Origin of the sequence: uncultured Salinisphaera sp., from assembly GCF_964012375.1 — a bacterium.
Taxonomy (GTDB): domain Bacteria; phylum Pseudomonadota; class Gammaproteobacteria; order Nevskiales; family Salinisphaeraceae; genus Salinisphaera.
In genome coordinates this window covers 1-25,276 of record NZ_CAXGSH010000038.1, presented here as the reverse complement: position 1 = coordinate 25,276, position 25,276 = coordinate 1, and the positions used below count along the sequence as shown (strand labels likewise).

General features: G+C 63.4%; 20 protein-coding genes. 13 read left to right on the top strand and 7 right to left on the bottom strand.

All coding sequences use genetic code 11. The annotated features are described in order from the left end of the window. Positions 1-38 precede the first annotated feature (38 nt). The 6 genes from gap (at position 39) to ABNU97_RS08525 (ending at position 5,399) form a co-directional block, all read left to right on the top strand. Positions 39-1,046: a type I glyceraldehyde-3-phosphate dehydrogenase gene (gap, locus tag ABNU97_RS08550; RefSeq protein WP_348766317.1), complete on the top strand. Its 1,008-nt coding sequence runs from the start codon at positions 39-41 to the stop codon at positions 1,044-1,046. A gap of 28 nt (positions 1,047-1,074) precedes the next feature. Then, positions 1,075-2,256 (top strand): phosphoglycerate kinase, encoded by a 1,182-nt coding sequence (locus tag ABNU97_RS08545; protein ID WP_348766316.1) that lies wholly within the window; start codon positions 1,075-1,077, stop codon positions 2,254-2,256. A 12-nt stretch (positions 2,257-2,268) separates the two neighbouring features. Next, positions 2,269-2,391 carry a hypothetical protein gene (locus ABNU97_RS08540; RefSeq protein WP_348766315.1) on the top strand — a complete coding sequence of 41 codons (123 nt, stop codon included), beginning with the start codon at positions 2,269-2,271 and terminating at the stop codon, positions 2,389-2,391. Further along, on the top strand, positions 2,388-3,233 hold the full coding sequence (locus ABNU97_RS08535) for a MoxR family ATPase (RefSeq protein WP_348766314.1): 846 nt from the start codon (positions 2,388-2,390) through the stop codon (positions 3,231-3,233). Before ABNU97_RS08540 ends, ABNU97_RS08535 begins: the two co-directional genes overlap by 4 nt. Before the next feature lie 30 nt (positions 3,234-3,263). Continuing rightward, positions 3,264-4,442, top strand: coding sequence for a VWA domain-containing protein (locus tag ABNU97_RS08530; protein ID WP_348766313.1), 1,179 nt, complete (start codon positions 3,264-3,266; stop codon positions 4,440-4,442). Between the two features lie 153 nt (positions 4,443-4,595). Then, positions 4,596-5,399 (top strand): ElyC/SanA/YdcF family protein, encoded by an 804-nt coding sequence (locus ABNU97_RS08525; protein ID WP_348766312.1) that lies wholly within the window; start codon positions 4,596-4,598, stop codon positions 5,397-5,399. Here ABNU97_RS08525 and ABNU97_RS08520 read toward each other — a convergent pair. Continuing rightward, positions 5,393-6,079, bottom strand: a complete 687-nt coding sequence (locus ABNU97_RS08520) for a TetR family transcriptional regulator (RefSeq protein WP_348766311.1) — start codon at positions 6,077-6,079, stop codon at positions 5,393-5,395. The two genes, ABNU97_RS08525 and ABNU97_RS08520, sit on opposite strands and share 7 nt — an antisense overlap. Before the next feature lie 126 nt (positions 6,080-6,205). Here ABNU97_RS08520 and ABNU97_RS08515 point away from each other — a divergent pair, with 126 nt between their 5' ends. From ABNU97_RS08515 to ABNU97_RS08485, 7 genes are read left to right on the top strand one after another with little or no spacing between them, the layout of a single operon-like run. Further along, positions 6,206-7,645: an efflux RND transporter periplasmic adaptor subunit gene (locus ABNU97_RS08515; RefSeq protein WP_348766310.1), complete on the top strand. Its 1,440-nt coding sequence runs from the start codon at positions 6,206-6,208 to the stop codon at positions 7,643-7,645. Between the two features lie 2 nt (positions 7,646-7,647). Continuing rightward, positions 7,648-10,803: a multidrug efflux RND transporter permease subunit gene (locus ABNU97_RS08510; protein WP_348766309.1), complete on the top strand. Its 3,156-nt coding sequence runs from the start codon at positions 7,648-7,650 to the stop codon at positions 10,801-10,803. Continuing rightward, on the top strand, positions 10,796-12,352 hold the full coding sequence (locus ABNU97_RS08505) for an efflux transporter outer membrane subunit (protein WP_348766308.1): 1,557 nt from the start codon (positions 10,796-10,798) through the stop codon (positions 12,350-12,352). The genes ABNU97_RS08510 and ABNU97_RS08505 overlap by 8 nt, the downstream gene beginning before the upstream one ends. 31 nt (positions 12,353-12,383) lie before the next feature. Beyond that, a complete protein-coding gene (locus ABNU97_RS08500; RefSeq protein WP_348766307.1) occupies positions 12,384-13,529 on the top strand; it encodes an ABC transporter permease in 1,146 nt (381 codons plus the stop codon). A 3-nt stretch (positions 13,530-13,532) separates the two neighbouring features. Beyond that, a complete protein-coding gene (locus ABNU97_RS08495) occupies positions 13,533-14,330 on the top strand; it encodes an ATP-binding cassette domain-containing protein (RefSeq protein WP_348766306.1) in 798 nt (265 codons plus the stop codon). A gap of 25 nt (positions 14,331-14,355) precedes the next feature. Further along, entirely contained in the window at positions 14,356-15,339 is a 984-nt protein-coding gene (locus ABNU97_RS08490) for an MlaD family protein (RefSeq protein ID WP_348766305.1), read from the top strand. Continuing rightward, positions 15,336-15,890 (top strand): PqiC family protein, encoded by a 555-nt coding sequence (locus ABNU97_RS08485; RefSeq protein WP_348766304.1) that lies wholly within the window; start codon positions 15,336-15,338, stop codon positions 15,888-15,890. Before ABNU97_RS08490 ends, ABNU97_RS08485 begins: the two co-directional genes overlap by 4 nt. 433 nt (positions 15,891-16,323) lie before the next feature. Here the strand turns inward: ABNU97_RS08485 and ABNU97_RS08480 are convergent, their stop codons facing one another. The 6 genes from ABNU97_RS08480 to ABNU97_RS08455 form a co-directional block, all read right to left on the bottom strand. Next, positions 16,324-17,253: an OmpW family outer membrane protein gene (locus ABNU97_RS08480; RefSeq protein WP_348766303.1), complete on the bottom strand. Its 930-nt coding sequence runs from the start codon at positions 17,251-17,253 to the stop codon at positions 16,324-16,326. A 78-nt stretch (positions 17,254-17,331) separates the two neighbouring features. Then, a complete protein-coding gene (locus ABNU97_RS08475) occupies positions 17,332-20,802 on the bottom strand; it encodes an Ig-like domain-containing protein (RefSeq protein ID WP_348766302.1) in 3,471 nt (1,156 codons plus the stop codon). A gap of 502 nt (positions 20,803-21,304) precedes the next feature. After that, positions 21,305-22,186 (bottom strand): alpha/beta hydrolase, encoded by an 882-nt coding sequence (locus tag ABNU97_RS08470; RefSeq protein WP_348766301.1) that lies wholly within the window; start codon positions 22,184-22,186, stop codon positions 21,305-21,307. Next, positions 22,183-23,064, bottom strand: a complete 882-nt coding sequence (locus tag ABNU97_RS08465) for a DMT family transporter (RefSeq protein WP_348766300.1) — start codon at positions 23,062-23,064, stop codon at positions 22,183-22,185. Before ABNU97_RS08465 ends, ABNU97_RS08470 begins: the two co-directional genes overlap by 4 nt. Before the next feature lie 37 nt (positions 23,065-23,101). Then, entirely contained in the window at positions 23,102-24,172 is a 1,071-nt protein-coding gene (locus ABNU97_RS08460; RefSeq protein ID WP_348766299.1) for a putative zinc-binding peptidase, read from the bottom strand. A 42-nt stretch (positions 24,173-24,214) separates the two neighbouring features. Beyond that, positions 24,215-25,141 carry an alpha-E domain-containing protein gene (locus ABNU97_RS08455; RefSeq protein WP_348766298.1) on the bottom strand — a complete coding sequence of 309 codons (927 nt, stop codon included), beginning with the start codon at positions 25,139-25,141 and terminating at the stop codon, positions 24,215-24,217. Positions 25,142-25,276: the final 135 nt, after the last annotated feature.

Here is a 25,276-nt window from a genome sequence, read left to right as displayed (position 1 = left end):
CGCACCGAAGCGGCCAGACCGTTAGTAAAGAGGTAGCTATGGCAGTCAAAGTCGGGATCAACGGTTACGGTCGTATCGGGCGCAACGTGCTGCGTGCGCTGTATGAGTCGGGCCGCAATGGCGAAATCGAGATCGTGGCCATCAACGATCTGGGCGACGCCGAGGCGAACGCCCATCTCACCCAGTACGACACCGCCCACGGTCGTTTCCCGGGCGAAGTGTCGATCGAAGGCGAGCACATGGTCGTCAACGGCGACAAGATCAAGGTGCTGGCCGAGCGCAACCCCGCCGATCTGCCCTGGGGCGAGCTCGACGTCGATATCGTGATGGAATGCACCGGCCTGTTCGCCAGCAAGGAAAAGGCCAGCGCACATCTGGAAGGCGGCGCCAAGAAGGTGCTGATTTCTGCGCCGGCCGGGGATATCACGACCGTGGTTTACGGCGTCAATCACGACACCATTACCGCCGACGACAAGGTGATCTCGAACGCCTCCTGCACGACCAACTGCCTGGCGCCGCTGGTCAAGCCGTTGCACGACGCCTTCGGCATCGAATACGGGCTGATGAACACCATCCACTCGTATACCAACGACCAGGTGCTCACCGACGTTTATCACAAGGATTTGCGTCGTGCCCGCAGTGCCACCCAGAGCATGATTCCGACCGCCACCGGTGCGGCCAAGGCCGTGGGCCTGGTGCTGCCGGAACTCAACGGCAAGCTCGACGGCTTCGCCGTACGCGTGCCCACGATCAACGTGTCGATGGTCGACCTGACCGCGCAGGTGTCCAAGGACACCACGGTCGAAGAAGTCAACGCCGTGCTCAAGCAGGCCGCCGAAGGCCCGCTCAAGGGTGTGCTCGCTTACAGCGAAGCGCCGCTGGTTTCCAGCGACTTCAACCACGATCCGGCTTCGTCGACGGTCGACGGTCCGCTGACCAAGGTCGCCGGCGGCAAGCTGATCAAGGTCTGCTCCTGGTACGACAACGAATGGGGTTTCTCCAACCGCATGCTCGATACCGCGCTGGCCCTGGCCAACGCCGGTTAAGCAGGACTACGAGACCCAGGAGCGCGACATGACTGCCATGCTCAAGATGCAGGACGTGGATCTGGCCGGTAAACGGGTGCTGATCCGACAGGATCTCAACGTTCCGTTCGCCAACGGCGAGGTCAGTTCGGCCGGCCGCCTGAAGGCGTCCGTGCCGACCATTCAGGCCGCGCTCGATGCCGGCGCCCGGGTGATGGTCATGTCGCACCTGGGTCGTCCGAAAGAGGGGCAGCCCGACAACGACCATAGCCTGGCGCCAGTGGCCCGCTATCTCGGCGAATTGTTGCGCCGCGACGTGCCGCTGGTCAGCGACTGGCTCGACGGCGTGGACGTCGGCGAGGGCGAGATCGTGATGTGCGAGAACGTGCGCTTCAACGTCGGCGAAAAAGCCAACGACGAAGCGCTCTCGCGCAAGATGGCGGCGCTGTGCGACGTGTTCGTGATGGACGCTTTCGGTACCGCCCACCGGGCCCAGGCATCGACCGAAGGCGTGGCCCGTTACGCGCCGGTGGCCTGTGCGGGGCCGTTGTTATCGGCCGAGGTGGAAGCACTGGAGGCCGCGCTGGGCGATCCGGCGCGGCCGCTGGTGGTCATCGTCGGTGGTTCCAAGGTCTCGACCAAGCTCGAACTGCTGGAAAGCCTCGCCAACGTCGCCGACCAGCTGATCGTGGGTGGCGGTATCGCCAACACCTTCCTGGCAGCGGCCGGTCACAACGTGGGGGCCTCGCTGCACGAGCCGGATCTGGTCGGCGCGGCGCGTATGGTCGATCGCGAAATACGTCGCCGCGGCGGCGAGATTCCGTTGCCGACCGATGTGGTCACGGCCACGGAGGTTTCGCCCGAGGCCCATCCCGAGGTGCGCCCGGTGACCGAGATCGAGGATGACGAGATGATTCTCGATTTCGGCCCGGAAAGTCGGGATCGTATCGCCGAGATTCTCAAGGACGCCGGCACCATCGTCTGGAACGGGCCGCTGGGCGTATTCGAAATCGACCAGTTCGGCGGCGGAACACACGTGCTGGCACGGGCGATCGCACGCAGCGAAGCGTTCTCGATCGCCGGCGGAGGCGACACGCTTGCGGCGATCGAGAAATACCGTATCGAAGAGGATGTGTCTTATATCTCCACCGGCGGCGGCGCCTTTCTCGAGTTTCTGGAAGGCAAGACGCTGCCCGCGATCGCTGTGCTGGAGCAACGCGCCGCCGATTGAACGGCCGGCGCAATGAAGCAACGCCCGGCCCCTGCGCCGGGCGTTTTTATTGAAAAGGCGTTTCATTTCCACGACACTGAAGGTCTGGTCGCTACCGCGATCGATCTGATTTACAACCGCGATTCACGTTTATGACCACGCAATTCACCGGCACCGACCGCTACGTCGCCACAGACGACCTCAAACTTGCGGTGAATGCGGCCGCGACACTGCAACGGCCGTTGCTGATCAAGGGCGAGCCGGGTACCGGCAAGACCATGCTGGCCGAAGAAGTCGCGGCGGCGCTCGACAAGCCGTTTTTCCAGTGGCATATCAAGTCGACCACGAAAGCCCAGCAGGGCCTGTACGAGTACGATGCGGTATCGCGGCTTCGCGATTCGCAGTTGGGCGACGAGAAGGTGCACGATATTGCCAACTACATCGTGCCGGGGCCGTTGTGGGAATGCTTTACCTGCGACACGCAGCCGGTATTGCTGATCGACGAGATCGACAAGGCCGATATCGAGTTCCCGAACGATCTGCTGCGCGAGATCGATCGCATGGCCTTTGATGTCTACGAGACGCATCAGACCATCGAAGCCCGTCATCGTCCGATCATCATCATCACCTCGAACAATGAAAAGGAACTGCCGGACGCCTTTCTGCGCCGCTGCTTCTTCCATTTCATTTCGTTCCCGGACAAGGACACGATGCGCGAAATCGTCGATGTCCACTTCCCGAACATCAAGAAGAACCTGCTTTCGGATGCGATGGACCTGTTCTTCGACGTGCGCGACGTACCGGGCATCAAGAAAAAGCCGTCGACATCAGAACTGCTCGACTGGTTGAAGCTGCTGCTGGCCGAGGATATTCCGGCCGAGGCGCTGCATTCCAAGAATGCCCGCGACGCGCTGCCGCCGCTGCACGGCGCGCTGCTGAAAAACGAGCAGGACGTGCATCTGTTCGAGCGCCTGGCGTTCATGACGCGCCGCGGCTAAAAGCCGCGCGCGCCGAACCCGCGGCCTGCCATGCTGATCGAATTCTTCTACGAACTGCGCGACGCCGGCCTCAAGCCGTCGGTGACCGAGTACCTGACGCTGCTGGAGGCGCTGGATCGCCACGTCGGCGGCATGAGCGTGGAGAATTTCTACTATCTGTCGCGGGCGACGCTGATCAAGGACGAGACCAAGTTCGATCGCTTCGATCAGGTGTTTGGCCATTACTTCGACGGTATCCAGGCCGCGACCGAGGACCTGACCACCGATATTCCGGACGAATGGCTCGAGCGCATGAAGCAGCTCGAGCTAACCGACGAGCAGAAGGCCCAGATCGAGGCCATGGGCGGCTGGGACAAGCTCATGGAAACGCTCAAGAAGCGTCTCGAAGAGCAGGGCGAACGCCACGAAGGCGGCAGCAAATGGATCGGCACGGCCGGCACCTCGCCGTTCGGCGCCTATGGCTACAATCCGGAAGGCATCCGTATCGGCCAGGACGGCTCGCGCCATCGGCGCGCGGTCAAGGTCTGGGACAAGCGCGAATTCGCCAATCTCGACGGCTCCCAGGAGATCGGCACCCGCAATATCAAGATGGCGCTGCGCAAGCTGCGGCGCTTCGCCCGCACCGGCGCGGACGAAGAGCTGGATATGGAGCGCACCATTCGTGCGACCGCCAAGAATGCGGGCAATCTCGATCTGCATATGCGCCCCGAGCGGCGCAACGCGGTCAAGCTGCTGATCTTCTTCGACGTGGGCGGTTCAATGGACGACCACGTCGCCACCGTCGAGTCGCTTTTCTCGGCCGCAAGGGCCGAGTTCAAGCATCTTGAGTACTACTATTTCCACAATTTCCCCTACGAGGGGCTGTGGCGCGATAACCGCCGTCGTCGTACCCAGCAGCACGCGACCTGGGACGTTTGTCATACCTACACCTCCGACTACAAAGCGATCTTTGTCGGCGATGCCACCATGAGCCCTTACGAGATCGCCTATCCGGGCGGCTCGGTGGAGCACTGGAACGCCGAAGCGGGCGCGGTCTGGCTGCAACGGCTGCTGGAGAGTTTCCCGAACGCGGTCTGGCTGAACCCGGAGCCGCGTCAGCGCTGGGACTACACCCCGTCGATCCAGATGACCCGCGAGCTCATGGACGATCGTATGTACACGATGACCCTGGACGGGCTCGAAGCGGCGATCGAGCAGCTGGCCGACTGAAACCGCCGGCTCGGCGACTGTCGATAAGTCGCGCTATCGACGTCGTTTTCGCGCTATCCTTGCCCGCGCCTGCGCGCTGCTTTCGTCGTGATGACCGCCATATCTGAATCGCCATCGTTTGGCCGTGTCGGCCGCCGCATTGTCAAGATTGCGTTGAGCGCGATCGGGGCGGCGTTGTTGCTGGTGCTCGCCGCCAACGCCTGGGTGGTGTCGGCCACCCGTGCCTTCATTGTTGAGGACATGGGTCGGCTGAGCGTGCACGACGTGGGCGTGGTTCTGGGTACCAGCCCGTTCACCCGCCACGGCAACCGCAATCTGCTGTTCACCCATCGCATGATGGCTGCGGCCGAACTGTACGCGGCGGGGCGGGTACGCCATCTGCTGTTGTCCGGCGCGAATCCCGATCGCACCTATAACGAGCCGCGCAAGATGTACCAGGCCTTGCGTCGCCTGGGCGTGCCGGACTCTGCGCTGACATTCGATTTTGCCGGGTTTCGTACCCTGGACTCGATCGTGCGCGCGCAACAGGTGTTCGGGCTCGATCGCTTCGTGATCGTGTCGCAGCGATATCATGTCTATCGCGCGCTTTTCATCGCCCGCTACAACGGCGTCGAGGCGATGGCCTATATCCGGCCCCAGGAGGATCGGCGTCAGCCGCTGCGTGCCGAGGCCCGCGAGTATCTGGCCCGATTCAAGGCCGTGGTGGATCTATTCCTGTTGGCCAAGGGGCCACGTTTTCTCGGGCCGCAGCGGCATATCGACATCAACGAGGCCGAACCGGTGTTCGATTTCGTCGTGCGCGATAACGAGATCGCGCCGGTTTACGGCGTGCCACGCCGCTGGCCCAGCATTCTGGTCGTGCCGCGCCCGCCAATGGCCTATCCGGACCAGCGCGCCCGGGCGCGCGAGAACGCCGACACTGAACACCGCGAACGCGCCGAACAATCGGCTCAGTGATCGGCGGGTTCGAGTTCCCGGGGCTTGGCCGCCGGCTCCCGGGCCAGCCTTCGCGCTGCGGCCTCCGTAATAAGGCCACGCAGCGCCGCGTCGACCAGGGGGGCCCAGTCGCGATCGGCCCTATGGGTTTCGGGGTGGCGCAGCACGCACTCGTAATGGCCGGCTACGAATGCCATCACCATATCGCTGGCGTCGCGTGCGGACAGCGGCGGATGCAGCAGGTCGAGCTGATCGATTTCGCTGCATAGCGACAGAATGACCTCGCGGGCGTCCTCGAACATTGCCCGCATGAGCGCATCGGCCGGATGGCCTTCGTCCGTGACCTCGCAGCGGTGCATGACGATATGACAGACTCGCCGGTGGCGCGGGTCGTTGCCCAACCGTTCCAGGCCATGACGCATGACCTCGCGCAGAAGCCATAACGGCTCGTTGCCCGGGATATGCTGGCTCAGGCACTCGCGCAGATCCCGTAGCGGAAGATGTGTGCGCGCGACCATCGCCTCGAGCAGGGCCCGTTTGTCGGCAAAATGCCAGTAGATCGCCCCGCGGGTGACCTGCGCGCGCTGGGCGATGCGGTTCAACGAGGTCTGAGACACGCCGCGTGCCTGCATCTCGATTTCGGCCGCGTCGAGTATAGTTTCTCGTGTCTGGGCCGATTCGTCCTTGGTCCGTCTTGCCATGGGGGCGTCATCCCGGCGTGATCATATGGAAATCATACCCGAAAAGTTTTGAACATACATACGCGAATGTATGTATACTTAATGCTATATTCAGCTAGCTCTTCCGGCCCCTTCGGTAATACCCCTATGCGCTACCCCCTGTCTGCGCCCGCGCGCCGAGCTTCGATTGGCCTGCGTTTTTCTTGTGTAATCGTTTTTGCCTGCGTGCTCGCTGCCTGTGGTGGCGGCGGTGACGGCGAAGGCGGCGGTCAGCAGGCAGGCCAGCAACAGCAGCCGCCCGTCTCCGTGGACGTCAAGACGGTGATTCCGCACACCGTGGATATCATGTCTGAATATCCGGGCCGGGTGCGCGGTCGCCGTACCGTGGAAGTGCGTGCACGCGTCGAGGGCATTCTGGAAAAGCGCTTCTATAACGAAGGCGAGATCGTCGAGCAGGGGGACATGCTCTTCACGATCGATCCAAGACCGTTTCAGGCCGTGGTCAACCAACGCAAGGCCGAGCTTTCCAGCGCGAAGGCCTCGCTGAATCAGGCCCAGCGTAACTGGGCACGCGTGCGTCGCCTGTATGAAGTCGACGCGGTCAGCGAAGCCGAGCGCGACGATTCGCTGTCGCAGCTGGAAACGGCACGGGCCTCGGTCGAACAGGCCCAGGCCAATCTCGACGCGGCCCAGATCGACCTCGGCTATACCCGGGTCGAAGCGCCGTTGACCGGCGTTACCAGCCTGCGTGACGTCGACGAGGGGGCGCTTGTGAGCAGCGGCACCCAGCTGACCACCATTACCCAGCTCGATCCGGTGCAGGTACTGTTCGCCCTGCCCGAAGACGACGCCATCGCCCGTAACAAGGCATTGGCAGCCATGGGCGCGCAGCGCACCAGCGAGCGGACCCGCGAGGCCACAATCATCCTGCCCAACGGCGATGAATTTCCGGCCAAGGGCGTGGTGGACTTCACCCAGAGCACCATCAACCCCGAAACCGGCACGGTACAGCTGCGGGCGGTGGTGGAAAACGCCAACAATGCGCTCATGCCGGGGCGCTACGTGCGCACCCGCATCCGACTGGATACGCGTCATAACGCGGTTGTGGTACCCAACGTGGCGGTATCCGACGGCGAGCAGCAGACCCAGGTGTTTGTGGTGGGCGACGACGGCAAGGCCAAGGCCGTGAAGGTTCAGCTCGGCCCGGATGTGGAAAACGGCCGCCTGGTCGAGTCGGGCCTGTCAGGGGGCGAGAAGGTCATCGTCTCCGGGCTGGGCCAGCTCAAGCCGGGTGCGGCGGTCAAGGTCAAATCCGAGCAGGAAGAGCCGGCGAATGCGCCGGGCCAGGGTACAAAGGACGACGCCGGGAAGTCGCAGTCGAACGATGACGATCAGCCCGTGGGCCAGTCCGCCGAGGTGCGCCACGGCGACAACGACAACGCGGTGGTCGGTATCGACACGCAGGACCTGCGCCTGAGCCCGCGCGAACCGCTCCAGGGCATGAATCAACCGCGTGCTTCGTCGGGGGCGCGCCAGGCGTATCGCACCGATGATGCCTATGCCGCCAACGTCGGCCGGGGCAGCTGAAGATGATTTCTCGCTTTTTCATCGAGCGGCCGGTATTCGCCACCGTTCTGTCGATCGTGATCACGCTCGCCGGCCTGATGGCCATGCGCGGGCTGCCGATCGCGCAGTATCCGGACGTCGTGCCGCCGGAAGTCGTGGTCCAGGCCACCTACCCGGGCGCCAGCGCCGAGGATATCGCCGAGACGGTGGCCGCGCCGCTCGAGCAGCAGATCAACGGCGTTCAGGACATGCTCTACATGACGTCGACGGCGTCGGATGCGGGCACCCTGCAGATATCCGTGTCGTTTGCGATCGGTACCGATCCCGACCAGAACACGATCAACGTCAACAACCGGGTACAGGCAGCGCTATCGCAGCTGCCGCAGACCGTACGCAACACCGGCGTCCAGGTCGACAAACGCTCGAGCAACATCCTGACGGTGCTCACGCTGTTCTCGCCGGATCAGACGTTCGATACGACGTACATCAGCAACTATGCCCTGGTAAACGTGATCGACGCGCTCAAGCGTATCGAGGGCGTGGGCGACGCACGACTGTTCGGTACCCAGGACTATTCGATGCGGGTCTGGCTCGACCCGAACAAGATGGCACGCTACCAGCTGACCCCGGCGGACGTGCAGGCGGCCCTTCAGGAGCAGAACTCGCAGTTCGCGGCGGGCAGCTTCGGCGCCATGCCCAACGACAACGAAATCGCCTTCACCTATACCGCGAGTACCGAGGGCCGTTTCTCCAGCGCCGAGCAGTTCAAGAACATCATCCTGCGTACCGAGGACAACGGCCAGGTGCTGCGCCTGGGCGACGTCTCGCGTATCGAACTGGGCGCACAGAGCTATAGCACCAGCGGCTCGTTCTCGGGCAATCCGGCGGTACCGTTCGCGGTCTACCTCGCGCCGGGCGCCAACTCGCTGGCCACGGTCGAGCGTATCCGCTCGCGGATGAAAGAGTTGGGCAAGGATCTGCCCAACGGCATGGAATACGAGATCCCCTTCGATACCACCCAGTTCGTCGATGCCTCCATCAAGGACGTGGAGCACACGTTCATCGAGGCCATCATCCTGGTCGTGCTGGTGGTGTTCTTGTTCCTGCAGAACGTACGCGCCACGCTGATCCCGCTGCTCGCCATTCCGGTATCGGTGATCGGTACCTTCGCGGGCATGTATGCGCTTGGGTTTTCAATCAACCTGTTGACCCTGTTTGGTCTGATTCTGGCGATCGGCATCGTGGTGGACGACGCGATCATCGTGATCGAAAACGTCGAACGCATCATGGAAGAGGAGGGCAAGTCGCCCAAGGAGGCCGCGCTCAAGGCAATGGAAGAGGTCAGCGGGCCCGTGATTGCCGTTGTGCTGGTGCTGGCGGCGGTATTCGTGCCGGTCGGCTTTCTGGGTGGCTTGTCCGGCCAGATGTATCGACAGTTCGCGATCACCATCGCCGTTTCGGTGGGCATTTCCGGCCTGGTTGCGCTTACGCTGACTCCGGCGCTGTGTGCGGTCTTTCTCAAGCCGCGCAAGAAGGCACCGAACTGGTTCTTCCGCAAGTTCAATGCGATGTTCAACAAGGCCACCGGCGCCTACCTGTGGGGCGTCGACCTTCTGTTGCGCCGCTTCATTCTGGGCCTGGTGCTGTTCGTGGGCGTATTGTTTGCGACCTGGTTCTTGTCCACCCAGGTACCGGGCGGCCTGCTACCCCAGGAAGACCAGGGCTATATCTTCGCAACCTATACCCTGCCACCGGCGGCGTCGTTGCAACGCACCGAAGACGTTCGCGACGAACTGATCGAAAAAAGCCTGAAATCCATGCCGGCGGTCGAGGATATCGTCGGTGTTGCCGGCTACGACTTCCTGGCCAGCGCCCGGCGTACCTATGCGGGTATCGCGTTCTTGACGCTCAAGGACTGGGGCGAACGCGGCGGCGAAGGACAGGACTCGTTTTCACTGGTGGGGCAGACGTTCGGACTTGGCGCACAGATGCCCGATGCGCAGATCATTGCCTTCAATCCGCCGCCGATCATCGGGTTGTCGACGACCGGCGGTTTCGAGGGCTATCTGCAAAGCCGCTCTGGCGCCAGCTTCAACGACATCCGTGAAGCGGCCGGCAAAGTGGTGGCCGAAGCCAATAAACGGCCGGAGCTGTCGCAGGTTCGCACCACGCTCACCACCAACGTGCCGCGCTACCGTCTGGACGTGGATCGCGAAAAGGCCAAAACGCTGGGCGTGCCGATCAACGATCTGTTTGCCACGCTTCAGGCCACCTTCGGTTCGCTTTACGTCAACCAGTTCACCTATTTGGGCCGCAGCTGGCAGGTCAACATCCAGTCCGATGCGCCGTACCGGGAAAAGCCGGAAGATCTGGCCGACGTATTCGTGCGCTCCGATACCACCGGCGACATGATTCCGGTGAGCTCACTGGTTAGCTACGAGCGTCGGCTGGCGGCTGACGTGGTGGAACGTTTCAATATCTTCCCGGCGGCCAAGATCATGGGCTCGCCAGCGACCGGCTACAGCTCCGGTCAGGCCAACGCGGCGATCCAGCAGGTGGTGTCCGACGTGCTCGGCAGCAGCGATTACCAGCTGAGTTTCACCGGCACCGCCTATCAGGAAGAAACGGCCGCCGGTTCGGGCGGTATCGCGGTGCTGTTCGGCATGCTCATGGTGTTTCTGATCCTGGCGGCCCAGTACGAGAAATGGACGCTGCCGCTGGCGGTGATTACCGCGGTGCCGTTCGCGGCACTGGGCGCCTTCGTGGCCGTATGGCTGCGCGGTATCGACAACAACCTCTACTTCTCCGTGGGCCTGCTGGTGCTAATCGGCCTGTCGGCCAAGAATGCGATTCTGATCGTGGAGTTCGCGGTTATCTCGCGAGAAGAGGGCAAGTCGCCGGCAGCGGCGGCTTACGAGGCAGCCAAGCTGCGTTTTCGCCCGATCGTGATGACGTCGCTGGCCTTCATTCTTGGCTGCGTGCCGCTGGCCCTGGCCAGCGGTGCCTCGGCCAACAGCCGTAACGCCATCGGCACCGCGGTGATCGGCGGCATGCTCGCAGCCACGTTCTTCGCGATCCTGTTCGTGCCGATGTTCTACGATCTGGTCGAGCGCGGCTCGGAACGGGTCGGACGCTTGTTCAATAGAAAACATGATGATGAAGGCAAACCCAATGCGTAAGGCCCTGCTGCTACTCGTCGTGGCAGGCCTGTCGGCCTGTACGCTCGGCCCGGATTACCAGCGCCCGGAGCTCGATCTGCCGGATTCGGCTTTTGACTCGACGCTGCTTAGCAAGAGCCAGCAGGATGCGTTGGCCTACTGGTGGACGCGCTATCGCGATCCCGTGCTCAACGAACTGATCGACGAAGCGCTGGACGACAATCTGGATGTGGCCCTGCAGGCCGCGCGTTTTCGCGAAGCCCGTGCCCAGCTCGGCCTGACCAACGCCGATCTGTATCCGACCATTTCCGCGCAGGCGCAGGCTGCCCGCCAGAAGAGTAGTTATATTGGCCAGGGCGGGGCCGGTTCGGGCTCCGGTGTTGGCAGTGGCAGCGGCAGTGGTTCTGCGGCGAGCCAGAGCGCCGGACGTCGATCCGACTACTTCTCGGTGGCCGCCACCCTCAGCTATGAGCTGGACGTGTTCGGCGGGCTGCGTCGTGCCAGCGAACAGGCACGCGCCGCGCTGCTGTCGTCGGCTTATACGCAGGATTCGATTCGCCTGGGCGTGGTCAGCGACGTGGTCACCAACTACATGTCGCTGCGCGCGGTGGAGCGCCAGATTCGCGTCACTCGGGAAACGATCAACACCCGCAAACGCGGACTTGAGCTCGATCAACAGCGCTACAAGTACGGCGCGATCGACAAGCTCACGCTTTTGCAGACGCGCTCGCTGCTGGAAACCGCGCGTTCCCAGCTGCCCCCGCTCGAGCAGCAGGCCAGCGAACTGCGCTCGGCGCTGGCGATCCTGACCGGCCGTTCGCCGCGCGAGATCCTCGCGGGCGCCGAGATTCGCGACGGATCGTTCGAGGATCTGCATCTGCCCAACGACCTGCCGGTGGTGATCCCGTCGCTGCTGGTCGAGCGCAGACCCGATATCCGTGCCGCAGAAGCCCAGCTGATTGCTGCGAACGCCAATATCGGTGTTGCCAAGGCGCAGTTCTTCCCGACCTTCGACCTGACCGCCATGATCGGCACCGAAGCGATCGACGTGGACGACCTGTTCGAGCCGTATTCCGAAACACAGAGCATTGCCGGCACCATCACGGCACCGATTCTCGACTTCGGGCGGCGACAAGCCAACTATGAAACCGCCATCGCCCAGAAGGACGCGGCCGAGATTTCCTATCGCCAGACGTTGCGACAGGCGTTCTCGGAAGTCCGCGATGCGCTGGTTGCGGTGAATCTCACCGACGAGCGCGTGGAATCGGTGCAAAGGCAGGTCGAGGCCTATCGCGAAACCGTGGATCTCGCCCAGATTCGCTACGACGTCGGCCGGACCGCGTTCTTCGACGTACTGGACGCCCAGCGCCAGCTCTATTCGGCACAGCTGGATCTGGCCGAGGCCATCCGTGATCGCTTTACCGCCACGGCCGACTTGTTCAAGGCCCTGGGCGGCGGCTGGACGGAAAACAGCGATTCGCTGAACGATGGTCTGGAAGCGGTGCGCGACTCGTATGCGCCCGAACAAAACGATCGCACACAACCCGAAGCCCGCAACGTGTCAGAATAGGGAAATCCGTTCGTTTCGCTATCGAGCCTTCGTGCCGCAAACCGCGTCGCCCACCTCGAATCTCTATCGTATCGAAGCGCGCCCCGACGGGGTCGCGCTCGTGCTGGCGGGCGACTGGGGCGCGGCCACGCATCTGCCGACCACGCCGCGCGTAGTCGATGAGCTGCTCGGCGCTACCGGCGCCGATGCGAGCGGTCAGGCCGTCGTAGACGGCAGAGAACTGGTCAGCGCGCACCCGCGTGTGGCGGCGCTCGTGTACGGCGTCAATCAACAGCTGCGCAAGCGCGACGTCGCGCTGCGCTACGAAGGGCTGCCGGAGAGCGTCCAGGCGCTGGTTACACTGGCGCGTCCCGCGGCCGCCACGGATACCACGGTCCGCCGTGCACATTGGCTCACCCGGCTCGGCGAACGCGGCCGCATGCGGCTGGGCTCGGTGAGCAACACCGCAGAGCTGATCGGCAATGCCTTTGCCGCGACGCCCAAGCTGGCCGTGGGCCGCGCCCAGGCACGCTGGGTGGATTTCATGGCGCTTATCCGCGAAACGGGCGCGTCATCGTTGCCGGTGGTTACCATCGTCAACCTGCTGATTGGCGCGGTGCTCGGGTTCGTCGGCGCGGTCCAGCTCGCCACGTTCGGAGCCGGGCTTTATCTGGCCGATCTGGTCGGTATCGCGGTGGCGCGCGAGATGGCCGCCATCATGACCGCCTTCATTATGGCCGGGCGTATCGGCGCGACGTTTGCGGCCCATCTCGCCACCATGGAAGCGAACGAAGAAATCGACGCGCTGCGCATGATCGGAGTGTCGCCGTTCGAATTCCTCGTGTTGCCACGGCTGACCGCACTGACCCTGATGATGCCGCTATTGTTCTTGTATGCGGCAGCCCTCGGCATCGGCGGCGGCATGATCGTGGCCGAGCTAGTGCTCAACACCTCGCCAGCGAGTTTTCTGGGCCGGCTGCAGGATGCGGTGGCCGTTCGGCACTTCGTGATCGGCTTCATCAAGGCGGTCTGTTTTGGCGTGCTGATTGCGCTGGCCAGCTGTTATCTGGGCATGCGGGCCGGGCGCAATGCCGCCGAAGTCGGGCGCGCGGCTACGCGCACGGTGGTGGTCTCGATTATCGGGATCATCGTCATCGACGCCATCTTCGCGCTGTGCACCAACGCGCTGGGGGTGTGAGCAGTGGCCGAACTCGATGCCTCGCAGCCATTGCCCGAGCGCGGTATTGCCGTACGCGACCTCACGCTGGCCTACGGTGATACCGTGGTGCAGCAGGATCTGTCCTTTCATGTACAGCCGGCCAGTATCTTCGTGATCATGGGGGTATCGGGCTGTGGCAAGAGTACGCTGCTGCGTCACATGATCGACCTGGAGCAGGCCGAGCAGGGCGATATCGTGTTCGACGGCCATCGGCTCTGGACCGAGGACGGCGTCGAACGCGCCGCGCTGCAGCGACGCATCGGCGTACTGTTCCAGAGCACCGCGCTCTGGAGTTCGATGAGCGTGGGCGAGAACGTCGGCCTGCCGCTGCAGCTGCATACGCGACTGAGCGCGGCGGAAATTCGCGATCAGGTCGCGTTCAAGCTCGCGCTCGTGGGCCTCGCCGGCCAGGAGTCGCGCATGCCCAGCGAGCTGTCGGGCGGGATGCAAAAGCGCGCCGGTCTGGCCCGCGCGATCGCGCTGGATCCGGACTATCTGTTTCTCGACGAACCCAGCGCCGGGCTCGACCCGATTACGTCGCAGCGCCTGGATTCCCTGATCATGAACCTGCGCGATGCGCTGCAGCTGAGCGTGATCGCGGTCACCCACGAACTGCCCAGCATCTTTACCATCGCCGACGACAGTATCTATCTGGACAACGAAAGTCGGCGTGCGATCGCGCACGGCGACCCGCGTACGCTGGCCGAGCATGCCGAGCAGGCACGCGTACGTGCTTTTCTCAATCGCCAGCCGATTGCGGCGGACGACGGCCCGTCGTGACGTCATCTCGACCCGAGGTTTTCTAATGGCAAGCAACCGCAGCTATACGGTGATCGGGCTGTTCATGCTCGGCGCGATCGTACTGACCGTGGTCGGTATTCTCGTGCTGGGCGGCAACCGCATCTTTTCGAACAGCCGCCAGGCAGTCATCTTCTTCGATCAGTCCGTGCTCGGGCTCACCAACGGGTCGAAAGTGCTGTTTCGCGGCGTGCAGGTGGGTACGGTCAAGAACGTGCAGCTGCGTCTGGACCCGGAGGTGGGCAAGGCACGGATCGGTGTGACCATCGAGATGGCCGGTAACAACACCGTGATGATGAACGGGGCGCCCACCAGCGAACAGCTCAGCATCGAAGAGCTGGTCCGGCGCGGGCTGCGCGCCCAGCTCGTGGTATGGAGCTATGTCACTTCGCAGCTGGCGGTGAACCTTGATTTTCAGCCCGACAGCGAGCCCCAGTTCGCGATCAATCGCGACACCCTGGACCTGCCGGAAATTCCGGCGGTGCCCTCACAGATCGAGCAGATCAAGGACACCGTCACCGGCCTGCCCTGGAAGGAAACGCTGGAAACGGTGAACGAAACCATGGAATCGGTGGTCACCCTGGCCAACGGCATGGATGATCTGATCAAGCGCATGGGCCCGAATCTGGAAAAGACCACCAATACCACCCGCGAGGCGATCGCCGCCGCTCGCGATGCGGTCTACATGAATTCGCGCCAGTTCGAGAAAACGCTGGAAAGCGTGCGCGCGCTTACGACCAACGTGAATACGCAGATCGAATCGCGTGACGAGCAGCTCACGCGGCTACTCGACAACGCCGAGGCCACCAGCGCCAATCTGCAACAGCTCTCGCAGAACCTCGAGAACCTGACCGACCCCAACTCGGATACCCGACGCGACCTCGAAAGCACCATTCGGGATTTGTCGGCGGGTGCGTCGTCCATGCGACGCTTTGCCGAAACGCTCGAGCGTGACCCCAATGCCCTGCTGTTCGGTGGAGGCCAGCGATGATCAAGAAGCTCATGCGGGGCAGTATTGCCCTGGTATTCGTAGCCGCTACGACGGCTTGCAGCAGCGTTGCACCGCTGCAGCAGGTGCTGCTCTCGCCGCCCCAGACCGCACGCGCGAACAGCGAGGCCAGCAGCTGGGAGGTGCGTCGGGTACGCGTGCCTGAGTATCTGGATAACTACGATATTCAACTGCGTACCGACGAATACGTGCTCACGCGCATGCCGAACGCGAAATGGGCCGAACGCCTGCCGGTGGCCATGACCCGTCTGCTGCAACAGACGATCGATGAAAAACTCGTCGGCAATCGCGGGCGCGACTATGAGGTGGATGTGACGGTCGATGCGTTCGAACCGCAGCCGTCGGGCCAGGTCGTGCTTGCCGCGCGGTGGAAGGTCACCGAGTCCAAGGGCGAAACGGTGGTCGCCCGCGACAACACGGTCATCCAGCAGAACCTGCCGGCGCGACCGCGCGACCCCGCGGCGGTCGGGCAGGCGATGTCGGACGCGGTGCGTGAACTCGCCTTCGAGATCGTCGCTAACACCCGGCATTGAGCCGAGCCGCCTGGGGGCGGACAAATCGACGCTACGGTTGATCGGGGCGAGGGTGGACGCCTGGCTGGCAAGACGTCGCCGTGCTCGCGACTGCCAACTAGGCAGACTGGCCGTACAGCTCGGCTTGCGCGACCACGGGCCAGGGCGCGGGGCGCACGCGGAGGCTCGGGGCGGGGAAGTGACCGTATTGTCGATGACGGTCGACACAGGCTTGCGAGATGCAGGGCAGCCGAATGCCGGTCACTCTTCGCGCTGTCGCGTTCCTGGACGCGCGCGGAGAGATAGCTTAGCTCGGGCCTTTGCGCCTCAGTGGCACTGCGGCTGCTCTACGTCTGGCTGGCCGCGCTGGTAGCCGGCGGTACAGACAAAAAAAAGCCGCCCCTCGGGACCGAGGGGCGGCTTGTTACCGGCTCGCCGGTGGGGTCCTGTTCTATTAGAAGCGGAAACCCATCGACACTTGATAGAGAACGGCCTTGAAATCGTTGGTCGAGCTTACCGAGCCCACGTTGACCGGGCCGACCGTCGGGCTGAGCGCCGGCGCGTTCACGACGACGTTGTTGACCGTTGCTTCGACTTCCGCACAACCCACGTACTTGACGTCGGCGGTAACGAACAGTTTCTCGCTGAGATTCACGTCCATGCCGACCTGACCGACACAGGCCACCGGCTTGGTCAGGTTGAGCGTAGGTTCGTTACCGTAGGCGTTGAGAACCTCATTGGTGACGTCGGTATCGAAGGTATAGAGATACATCGCGCCGGCACCGATGTAGGGCTGGAACATGGTATCCACCCACGGCCGGTAGATGATCGTCAGGTTTGGCGGCAGCGCCTTGAGCGTGCCGATCTTGCGGCCCAGTGCGGGCACACCGGTCGGAATGCCGCTCTGCGTTTCCGGTGCGATCGATTCATCGATCGCGCGACCGCTGACTTCGAAGTCGAGCTTCAACGGCGGTGCGAGGGTGACTTCCGCGGCCAGGTGACGACCTGTTTTCGGTATATACATGCCGATGGTGCCGCCGAGCGTCGTCTTGTCGCCCACGGATGAGCCGGTGCCCTCGAGCTTGCTCGAGCCCACGCCGAACGGCTGGGCCGCCAGGCCGTTCGCGTTATCAATTCTCAGCGACGAACTGTCGCCTTCATAACTCAGATGCAGTACGCCGACGCGGTAGTAAGTGTTGTCGTGCGCGTATTTCAGTGCCCGCTCGAAGACGCCGCCGTTGTCGTCGACGGTATCGGTCTGAGCGTTCTGGCTCGTGCCCTGGGCAAAGGCCGTGCCGGCCAGCAGCATAAGGCTCGCGCCGCCCAGGAGTTTTGCCGCGTGCTGGCTCAACCGCCGGCGCGCTGGCTTGTTCTGGTGAATCATCTCCCGTCTCCCTGTTAGATTCTTGTTCGTGTTGGAGGGCGCCGCGCCGGTCTCCCCCGGCGCGGCGGCACTCAGTTGCTAGCGATTCGGAAACGCGCGGCCGCCATGAACCGCATTGCCTACGAGCTGGAACGTGAGTTCAGCAGGCTCGATGGTGGCCGTTGCGGGAATCGGTGCGCCAAGCAGACTGGCCGTGGCGTCGAGCTCGATCTGGTTCGCGTTACGCAGCGAAATTACCAGGCGTCCGTTCTGTTCGAACGTAACCGGCCCCACCAGATTGGCAACGAATTGCTGCTGGTCGAGGGTGACATTTTCACCGTCCGGTGCGTTGGCCACCAGATTCAGCGACGCCGCGAAGCAGGGCTCGAAGTCGTATTCAACGCCGCCCGGGAACTGGCCCGTACAGCGTTCCACGATATAGCCGGTCTGATTCGGCGTGTCGGTCGGGTTGGCATCCTGGTCGTTCGGGAAGCGCAGCAGTATGCGGCCCGTGTTGATCGTCAGCAGATCCGCCCCGGCCAACGTTGCGGTAGCCTGAACGCCCGTCAGGCTGGTAATACCGCCGGGCAGCAACGACACGGGCACGCACGTCCCCGGCGTTTCGCCCACGGCCGATCCGGCGTTGGGCGTGTCGCCCTCACCGAATTGAACGGCGTCTACGCGCGCGCATTCTGTGGTCGCTTCACGAATCGCAATCGGGCGCGCGAGCGACAGATAGTTCGCATACTTGCCATCAGGGCGATTCGGGTTCTCGATCGAAGCGAGAGCGCCAATGCCTCCGGCCTCCAGCGTCAGCAAGGCGCGATTACCCGGCTGCGGCCGCTCGCCAGCGTCGACGCGGCCGTTACCGTTGGTGTCGGTTTCCGGCAGCGTGAACTGGGTGGTGTAGTAGTCGTTGTTAGCCGCAATCGCATCGAAGGGCATGACGATATCCGGGCCGCCCGCGGTGCCGGTCGACGAGTCGGTCGAGCCGGTGCCGTTGAGCGGGTCGGTGTTGAGCTGTGCACCGTCGATGTCGGCAATCACGCCGGGTACACCTTGGGTACAACGGTCGCCTTCGGTACCGCACACCACGATCCAGTAGCGCGTGCCCGCCTCAAGATAGTCGGTCGGACGAATCGTGAAGGAGCGGGTCTGGGCGTCGCCGGGGTTGGCCAGGGCGATGGCCGCGTCGACCGCGCCCACGCACTGTCCGTTCGCATCCATCTGCTGCAGGGCGACGCTCGCGCCTTCCACGGCGTTGGCTTGGCCGCTGCCAGCTGTCAGGCAGCCGTCGGCCAGCACGATGGTGCTCGCGTCCACGAACTTGGACAGAACGGCATCGACCGGGACATTGACCGGGTTTTCAAACACCGGGTAATTGAACGGCGCGTCGGTGGTCGAGCTGCCCACGCAGTTGCCGGCGGTATCGCCACCCGTGAGGAAGGAGTCGTTGACGTTGTCCGTCTCGAGTGCACAAGGCACACCGGGCGATAGGGTGCCGAGCAGCGGCGGCGCGCTGTCGGTGGTCACCTGAGGCTCGGTACGGAAGTTCATGGTCAGCCGTGGGCCGGCCGCGTTGCTGCCGCTGAGCGGGTTACCGTCGAGATCTTCAATCGCGGTGTTGAGGGTGAGGGTGTAGTCCGTATCCGGCGTAAGCAACTCGACCGGGTCCACGACCACACTGAAGCCTTCGACACGGTAGGTCGCTTCGACCGGGGTGCCACCGCCGGTGAGCTGAATATTCTGCCCGTTGACCGTGTTCGGATCGATCGGCGATGAGAAGACGATCGCCGGGCTGGATTCGATCGGGAAGCTGTTGATCGCTGCGCTGTTGTCGGTCTGGATGTTGCCGTCGATACACAGGGGTTCGGGCAACACGGTCGGCGCGACGCCTTGGCGGTCGTAAATCGTATTATAGCCCGCCGAGCCGAAGGCATACAGACAGGCGCTGGGCGAGCGCGCGGTGATGACCGGGCCCACCGAATCCTCGGTGCCACTGCCGCCTTCGCCGTCGGTGGGATTGGCCGGCAGGACGAGCGTCAACTGGAAGTTGACGGTGGCGTTATCGGTACGGTTCACGTTGATGGGGAAGGTGCCCAGGGTGCTGATTTCCAGATCGCCGTTGTCGCGCGGTATGGCCAGGCCTGCTGCCTGGATATTGAGCACGCTCTGGTTGAACACGCCGTTGGCCAGCTGCTGGATGACGAAGTTTCGCGAATCCGAGGCCAGGGCGGCGGTCACCAGCGTGCCGATACCCAGATCGAAGCGCAGCTGCACCGCCGTGGGGGTTTCCACGTTGCGGTAGTCGTTGCTCATCAGATAGACGCTGACGTCGTTAATGAAGTTGACGTCGATCGGGCCGCTATCGATCGGGGTTTCGACGCCTGCTTCCTCGCCGCCGAGGAATAGCTTGAGGCCCTTGAGCTGGAACTTCTGGCCGGCGCGAATCACGGCCGGAATGACGTCGCCATAACCGGCGGTGCCCGGGGTGGCGAGCGTGGTGGCAACGCGGTTGCGAATCGGCGGGTTGGCGTTGGCGTCGCCAGATCCGAGCACCGGTTGGTCGTTGCTGCCGATCAGCTGGGAGAGGATATTTACGTTGTTGATCGGCAGGCCGGTCAGAATGTTGTCGGGCAGATCGGTCACGTCATCGGCCGAGCTGTCTTCTTCGATGACCAGCGTCTGGTCGGTCGGCTGATCGCCCAGAGTCAGCACCGTACGCTGCTGGCTGCCTGCGGTCAGAGACTTGCCGAATACCGACGTAATACCGTCCGTCCAGCTGACGGTGTAGTTGCCAGGGGCAAGATCCTCGTTGGGATCGAACACGATATAGCGGCCGAGCGCAGTCAAGCGCGCATCCGTCACGGCGCCGTCGGGGCCTTCAACCGTGAAGGTCTGGTTGTTGACCGTCGCCGGGTCGACCGGTTCGTTGAGTATCACGCGAATCGCATTGAACTGCGTGAACACGCTTTGACGATTGGTCTCGGGGTTCGTTTCGCCCGGGGTCACGGTGGTGACCTGGAAGGCGCCGTCGGCGGGCCGGCCTTCGGCCGGACGGCTGCGGAAAGTAAACAGCGTCGAGCCTGCGTCGAAACGGGTAGTGCCGCCCGAGAGCGCCTGGGTTGCCACGACCGAATAATCACGGTTCGGCAACAGCGGCCCGTTGGGCACCAGGCGCAGGATGTTGGGTCGGTCGGCGTCGCGTTCGACCGTAATGCCCGGCTGTGCCGTGCTGCCGTCGACCTGCAACTCGAGCGCATCGCTCACGTCGCCGGAAACGCTGCCGTCGAAATTGACGACCATCAACGTATCCAGGAGCACATCCTGCTGGCCGTCGAACGGATAGGTGAAGTTCAAGCCATTGGCGGTGACTTCGCTTCGTGGATTGGACTCGCCGTTGTCGCCGCCACCGCCGCTCGAACAGGCAGGCAGAACGGCTGCAGCCGCGATGAAAAGCGCGGCCACGGCGAGGCGGCTACGGCGCGGTGGGCGCGTGTTGTACGCGCCGGTGAGCGTCGTGTCCGAGTCCTGAACGGAATCGGCACAACGCATCCTAAGAGAATGCATCGATAGCACGGCTTGTCTCCCTAGCTGTGAGCGCATCATTGCGACACGCGTTCTTTTTAGAATACCCCGTTCGAGGACGATAAACGAGATTGGAACGGCGCGCCATACAGGGCGCGAATATATTGAATACGCTCGACTTTTGCGGCATTGCAGCAATGCCGCCAGAGCGTCCCATTACCCTGGCGAATCGTACGTGTTTCAAGGGTTGCCGCCCGTTGCCGATACTCACCGGTTGTACAGGCGCGGGGTTTGGCGCAGCCGCGGCCGGGCGCCTCGTTCGCCGTGAAATCCGGTTTCATGCGCGCAAACGCGCAAAACCTCGTCGGTAATAGCGGTTTCCGTTAGAGTCCTGCGGTTCTATCGAGAAAGGCTTGCTAAGCACCTGTTTTTGCGTGCTACCGATAGCGTTATCGGAGATCTGGCGTGGTTGCGAATGTGACCGTGCGATGAACCTTGCGCGCCGTGAGTTGCGGCGTCGCGGGCAGGGCGGCCGCGATGAGAATCACGCGTCCAGAAACGTGCAGATATGGCGTGCGATGGGCTGGGGTTTTTGTAGATGGAGCATATGCCCACAGCCGTCGACCACGATATGGCGCAGGTCGGTAAAGCAGGCCCTGCGTTCGGCCATCTCGGCCTCGCCGCAGAAGTATTTCGCCGGCGAGTCGCCGCCGTCGATGCACAGCACCCGGGCGCTGACTTCGCGCCATAGCGACTTTGCTTCGGCAGCACGAAAGGCATAAGGCAGGGGCACCCGATGCCAGGGGTCGACGCGCATGCGCCGCCGTCCCTGTGGGTCCGCGGCAGCAGTCCATTGCTCGGCGAGCCGGCGGATCGTCGACTCGTCGAGCTCCGGGTAGCGTGCAGCGATGCGCGAAGCCGCGGTTTCGATGTCGTCGTAGACTTTCGCACCCGGGGGCGTGGCGTGGGCGTCCAGCCAGCGCCGATAACGGCTGGGCACCTCGCGCGTGTCGCTGTCCGGTACGTTCAGGCTGTCGAGCGTGACCAGGTTGGAAACACGCGCCGGACGGGTGCCGGCATACAGGCTGGCCACCTGGCCGCCCATGCTGTGGGCGATGAGGGTAACGGGCGTGTCGCCGTCGATCAGTTCGTTAAGCAGGCGCTCCAGATCGAGCAGGTAGGTCGGGAACCAGTAGCTGTCGTGGATCGCGTCACTGTCGCCGTGGCCGCGCCAGTCCGGTGCGATATAGCGATAGCGCCCCGGTGCCAGGGCTTGCATGGCCTCGACCAGCGGTTCGAAGCTGGCCCCGGTATCCATGAGCCCGTGCAGCAATACGATGGGTCTACCGTTGGGGTCGCCCGTGTCACGAATCGCGTAATCGAGTTCGCCGATGCGCAGCGATTGAACGGAGTCGTGTGAATTCATGATTCGACCTGTAGCGAATGGCGCGTGGCCCGTCGATGCACGTAGGCCTGGCGCGAATAGAAAACCGTAAGGGCGCCCAGAATGATCGCGATTGCCGCGAGCGTTGTCGTGGTCGGGATTTCGCCCAGAAAGAGAATCGCCCACAGGGTGCCGAAAACGGTTTCCAGCAGCATCAACAGGCTGACCTCGGGCGCCGGCAGATAACGCGGGCCGACACCGATCAGGGCAAAGGCCAGCGGCAGTACGATCGCCAGGCCGGCGAGGGCGCCCATGCCCGGCACGGTAAGCGAAAACGGGTGCGCGAACACGGCCGTCGTGAGTGCGATCACCAGCCCGCCCAGGGCCAGACCGGGCAGGGTGTCGCCCTCGCCGGTGGCACGCATGGCCACGAACATGGCGCCGAAAACCATGGCGGTCGCGATACCGGCCAACCGGCCGACGGTACTGCCGGCACCGCCCAGGGCGATAAGCAGCAGCCCGGCGGCGATCACGGCGGCCGTTAACCAGGTGCGCAGCGGGGCCCGCTCACGAAGAAAAATGACGCTGAAAAGCGCAGCAAAGATCGATGCCGTGGCCAGACAGGCCAGGGTATCGGCGATGGTGGTATGCGCTACGGTAAACACGAACAGTATGTTGCTGAGCGCGAATAGCAGACCCAGGCACCAGCCCAGTGGTCGGCGCAGCGGCATGAGCGCGGCGCGGGCAGCGCCGCGTTCGCGCCAGAACACATAGCTGCCCAAGCCCAGCGCCAGGGCGGTTCCGCGCCAGAACAGGGTCGTTGCGATGTCGGCGTCCAGCAGGCGGATGAGCAAGGTGTCTGGACTGAGCACCAGCACGCCAAAGCCGGTGATGAGGATACCGCGCGCGCGTGTGCTCAAGGCCGATCGCCGGCATGGTTGACGCGTACGCCGACCGCTACGCGTTCGCCGCCGTTTCGTAAGGCTCGATCACGCGGTGGATGAACTCGATCTTGCGACGGGCCTGGGTATTGAGCACGAACGGATAAGCGTCGGCCAGGCCCATGCTGCGGTTGACCGCGTTCATGCCAATGGCGAGGTGCGTCCAGCGATGCATCAGCCCGTCGAAATCCCGGTGCTGCTTCTGCCAGGGCGGACGCGCCACCAGCTGGTATTCGGTCGCGGTGTCCAGCGTATCGCGAATATGTAGATAGTGTGCCCACGATTCGGCCCAGTCCTCCCAGGAGTGGGACGAAGCATAGGGGGTGACGAAGTGTTCCTGCCAGTTGGCAGGCGCGCCGTTGGCGTAGTGGCGTTGCAGCGCCTGGCCGTAATCGGCTCGCTCGTCGCCGAACAGGGCGCGATATTCGTCGATCCAGGCGCTGTTATCGATCAGTCGTGCCCAATAATAGTGCCCGACTTCGTGCCGGAAATGGCCGATCAGGGTGCGATAGTGCTCGCCCATCTGTTCGCGCATGCGCGCGCGCGCGACGTCATCGGCCTCCGCAATATTGATGGTGATCGCGCCATTGGCGTGCCCTGTCGTGACCTGGGCCTGGCCAGCCAGGGGTTCGGTGAACTCGGTTTCGGCATCGGCGTCGGCCAGAAAGTCGAAGCACAGACCGAAATCCGGGTCTTCATCGCGGCCGACGATGGGCAGCCCGAGCTGGCGCAGGTTGAAGATCAGATGGCGCTTGGCGTTTTCCAGTCGCGCCCACAACTCCAGATGGCGCGGCACGTCGAGGTCCGGAATGGTGCGGGTGAGACGACACGACGGGCAAAAATGGTGCGGCGACTCGTCCGGCACCAGCCAGTTGCAGACGTTGTGCTGGCTGTAGTTCTGACACAGGCGATAGACGCGTCCGCTCACGCTGCCCGACGCCGGCACCTGCCAGCGGCCGTCGCCGGTCGCTTCCAGCGCGGTCATGAGCATGGCTTCGGGGGCGAAGCCGAGGGTGCGCTCGCACACCAGGCAGTAGGTGTTACGAAAAAAGATCGAGTTGCCGCACTGACAGTAGAAGTCACGCATGGCCTGGTAAGCCGCCTCGCCGGCTGGAACAGCAGATCGCTATCATTGCTGAAAATAACGGCTTTGGATCGTTTCGCCGATTGTATTGAGTTCGATCTGCATGCGATCGAGGAATTCACTCAGGCGGTAGCCGGTCAGGGTGCCCGGATCGGTATCGTCGAGTCGCTGCACGGCGCTGTCGATGGCGGCGACGCAATCCGACGACGTCGGCAGGCGCGCCAGATGGTCGGCCGCCGCGTTGAGACAGAAGCGCACCGAGCGCGGAAAGGCGCTGTCGGCGAGCAGAAAGCGGATGACGCCGGCACCCGTGACCCGCACCCGCACGTGGCGGCGGTACATCTGGAACGCACTCAGCGATTTCAGCACGCTGATCCATTGCACGGTCTGGTAGGGACGCAGCTCGCTGGCCGCTTCGTGCAGCAGGTCGGCGCTGCGCACATCGATGATCCGGGTGGTCATGTCCGCGCGCTCGATCTGCAGGCCGAGCATGAACATGTCGTAGGCAGCATCGCGACTCATTCCGGACTCGATGAGCCCGGCCATGTGGCGTGCATTGCGTACGACGTGGTCCATCACCCGCGACCGGGCGAGTCGGCTTTCGATGTGCTGGCCTTCATCGGCGATGAACAGGTGCAGGCCGTTGATATCCTCCCAGACCTCTCTCGGGACGAGATCGCGCGCACTGCGCAGATTCTCGCGGGCGTTGGCAAGACAGCTCGCGATCGAGCTTGAGTGCATCCGGTCGGCCACCAGAAAGCGCATGACGCTGCCCTCGCTGTCGTCGGGATAGCGCTGTGCGAACAGATCCTCCGCGCCGACGATTTCAACCAGCGCGCGCCAGTCGAAGGCGGTAGCCCGCGGCATGTCCAGCAACAGCAGGCTGGTGGCATTGATCAGGCGGGAGCTGGACTCGGCGCGCTCGATATAGCGCCCGGCCCAGAACAGATTCTGTGCGAGTCTTGAAAGCATGCTTACAGCCCCTCGTCCGCGACAATCCAGGTGTCCTTGCTACCACCGCCCTGCGAGCTGTTGACCACCAGCGAGCCTTCACGCAGGGCGACCCGGGTGAGCCCGCCCATGGTCACGAAGGCGTCGTCGTTCGGC

What these genes read in the sequence shown, in the direction of transcription:
- gap (WP_348766317.1), top strand. Translation starts at nt 39, where the DNA reads ATGGCAGTCAAAGTCGGGATCAACGGTTACGGTCGTATCGGGCGCAAC.
- ABNU97_RS08545 (WP_348766316.1), top strand. Translation starts at nt 1,075, where the DNA reads ATGACTGCCATGCTCAAGATGCAGGACGTGGATCTGGCCGGTAAACGG.
- ABNU97_RS08540 (WP_348766315.1), top strand. Translation starts at nt 2,269, where the DNA reads ATGAAGCAACGCCCGGCCCCTGCGCCGGGCGTTTTTATTGAAAAGGCG.
- ABNU97_RS08535 (WP_348766314.1), top strand. Translation starts at nt 2,388, where the DNA reads ATGACCACGCAATTCACCGGCACCGACCGCTACGTCGCCACAGACGAC.
- ABNU97_RS08530 (WP_348766313.1), top strand. Translation starts at nt 3,264, where the DNA reads ATGCTGATCGAATTCTTCTACGAACTGCGCGACGCCGGCCTCAAGCCG.
- ABNU97_RS08520 (WP_348766311.1), bottom strand. Translation starts at nt 6,079, where the DNA reads ATGGCAAGACGGACCAAGGACGAATCGGCCCAGACACGAGAAACTATA.
- ABNU97_RS08515 (WP_348766310.1), top strand. Translation starts at nt 6,206, where the DNA reads ATGCGCTACCCCCTGTCTGCGCCCGCGCGCCGAGCTTCGATTGGCCTG.
- ABNU97_RS08510 (WP_348766309.1), top strand. Translation starts at nt 7,648, where the DNA reads ATGATTTCTCGCTTTTTCATCGAGCGGCCGGTATTCGCCACCGTTCTG.
- ABNU97_RS08505 (WP_348766308.1), top strand. Translation starts at nt 10,796, where the DNA reads ATGCGTAAGGCCCTGCTGCTACTCGTCGTGGCAGGCCTGTCGGCCTGT.
- ABNU97_RS08490 (WP_348766305.1), top strand. Translation starts at nt 14,356, where the DNA reads ATGGCAAGCAACCGCAGCTATACGGTGATCGGGCTGTTCATGCTCGGC.
- ABNU97_RS08485 (WP_348766304.1), top strand. Translation starts at nt 15,336, where the DNA reads ATGATCAAGAAGCTCATGCGGGGCAGTATTGCCCTGGTATTCGTAGCC.
- ABNU97_RS08480 (WP_348766303.1), bottom strand. Translation starts at nt 17,253, where the DNA reads ATGATTCACCAGAACAAGCCAGCGCGCCGGCGGTTGAGCCAGCACGCG.
- ABNU97_RS08475 (WP_348766302.1), bottom strand. Translation starts at nt 20,802, where the DNA reads ATGCATTCTCTTAGGATGCGTTGTGCCGATTCCGTTCAGGACTCGGAC.
- ABNU97_RS08470 (WP_348766301.1), bottom strand. Translation starts at nt 22,186, where the DNA reads ATGAATTCACACGACTCCGTTCAATCGCTGCGCATCGGCGAACTCGAT.
- ABNU97_RS08460 (WP_348766299.1), bottom strand. Translation starts at nt 24,172, where the DNA reads ATGCGTGACTTCTACTGTCAGTGCGGCAACTCGATCTTTTTTCGTAAC.
- ABNU97_RS08455 (WP_348766298.1), bottom strand. Translation starts at nt 25,141, where the DNA reads ATGCTTTCAAGACTCGCACAGAATCTGTTCTGGGCCGGGCGCTATATC.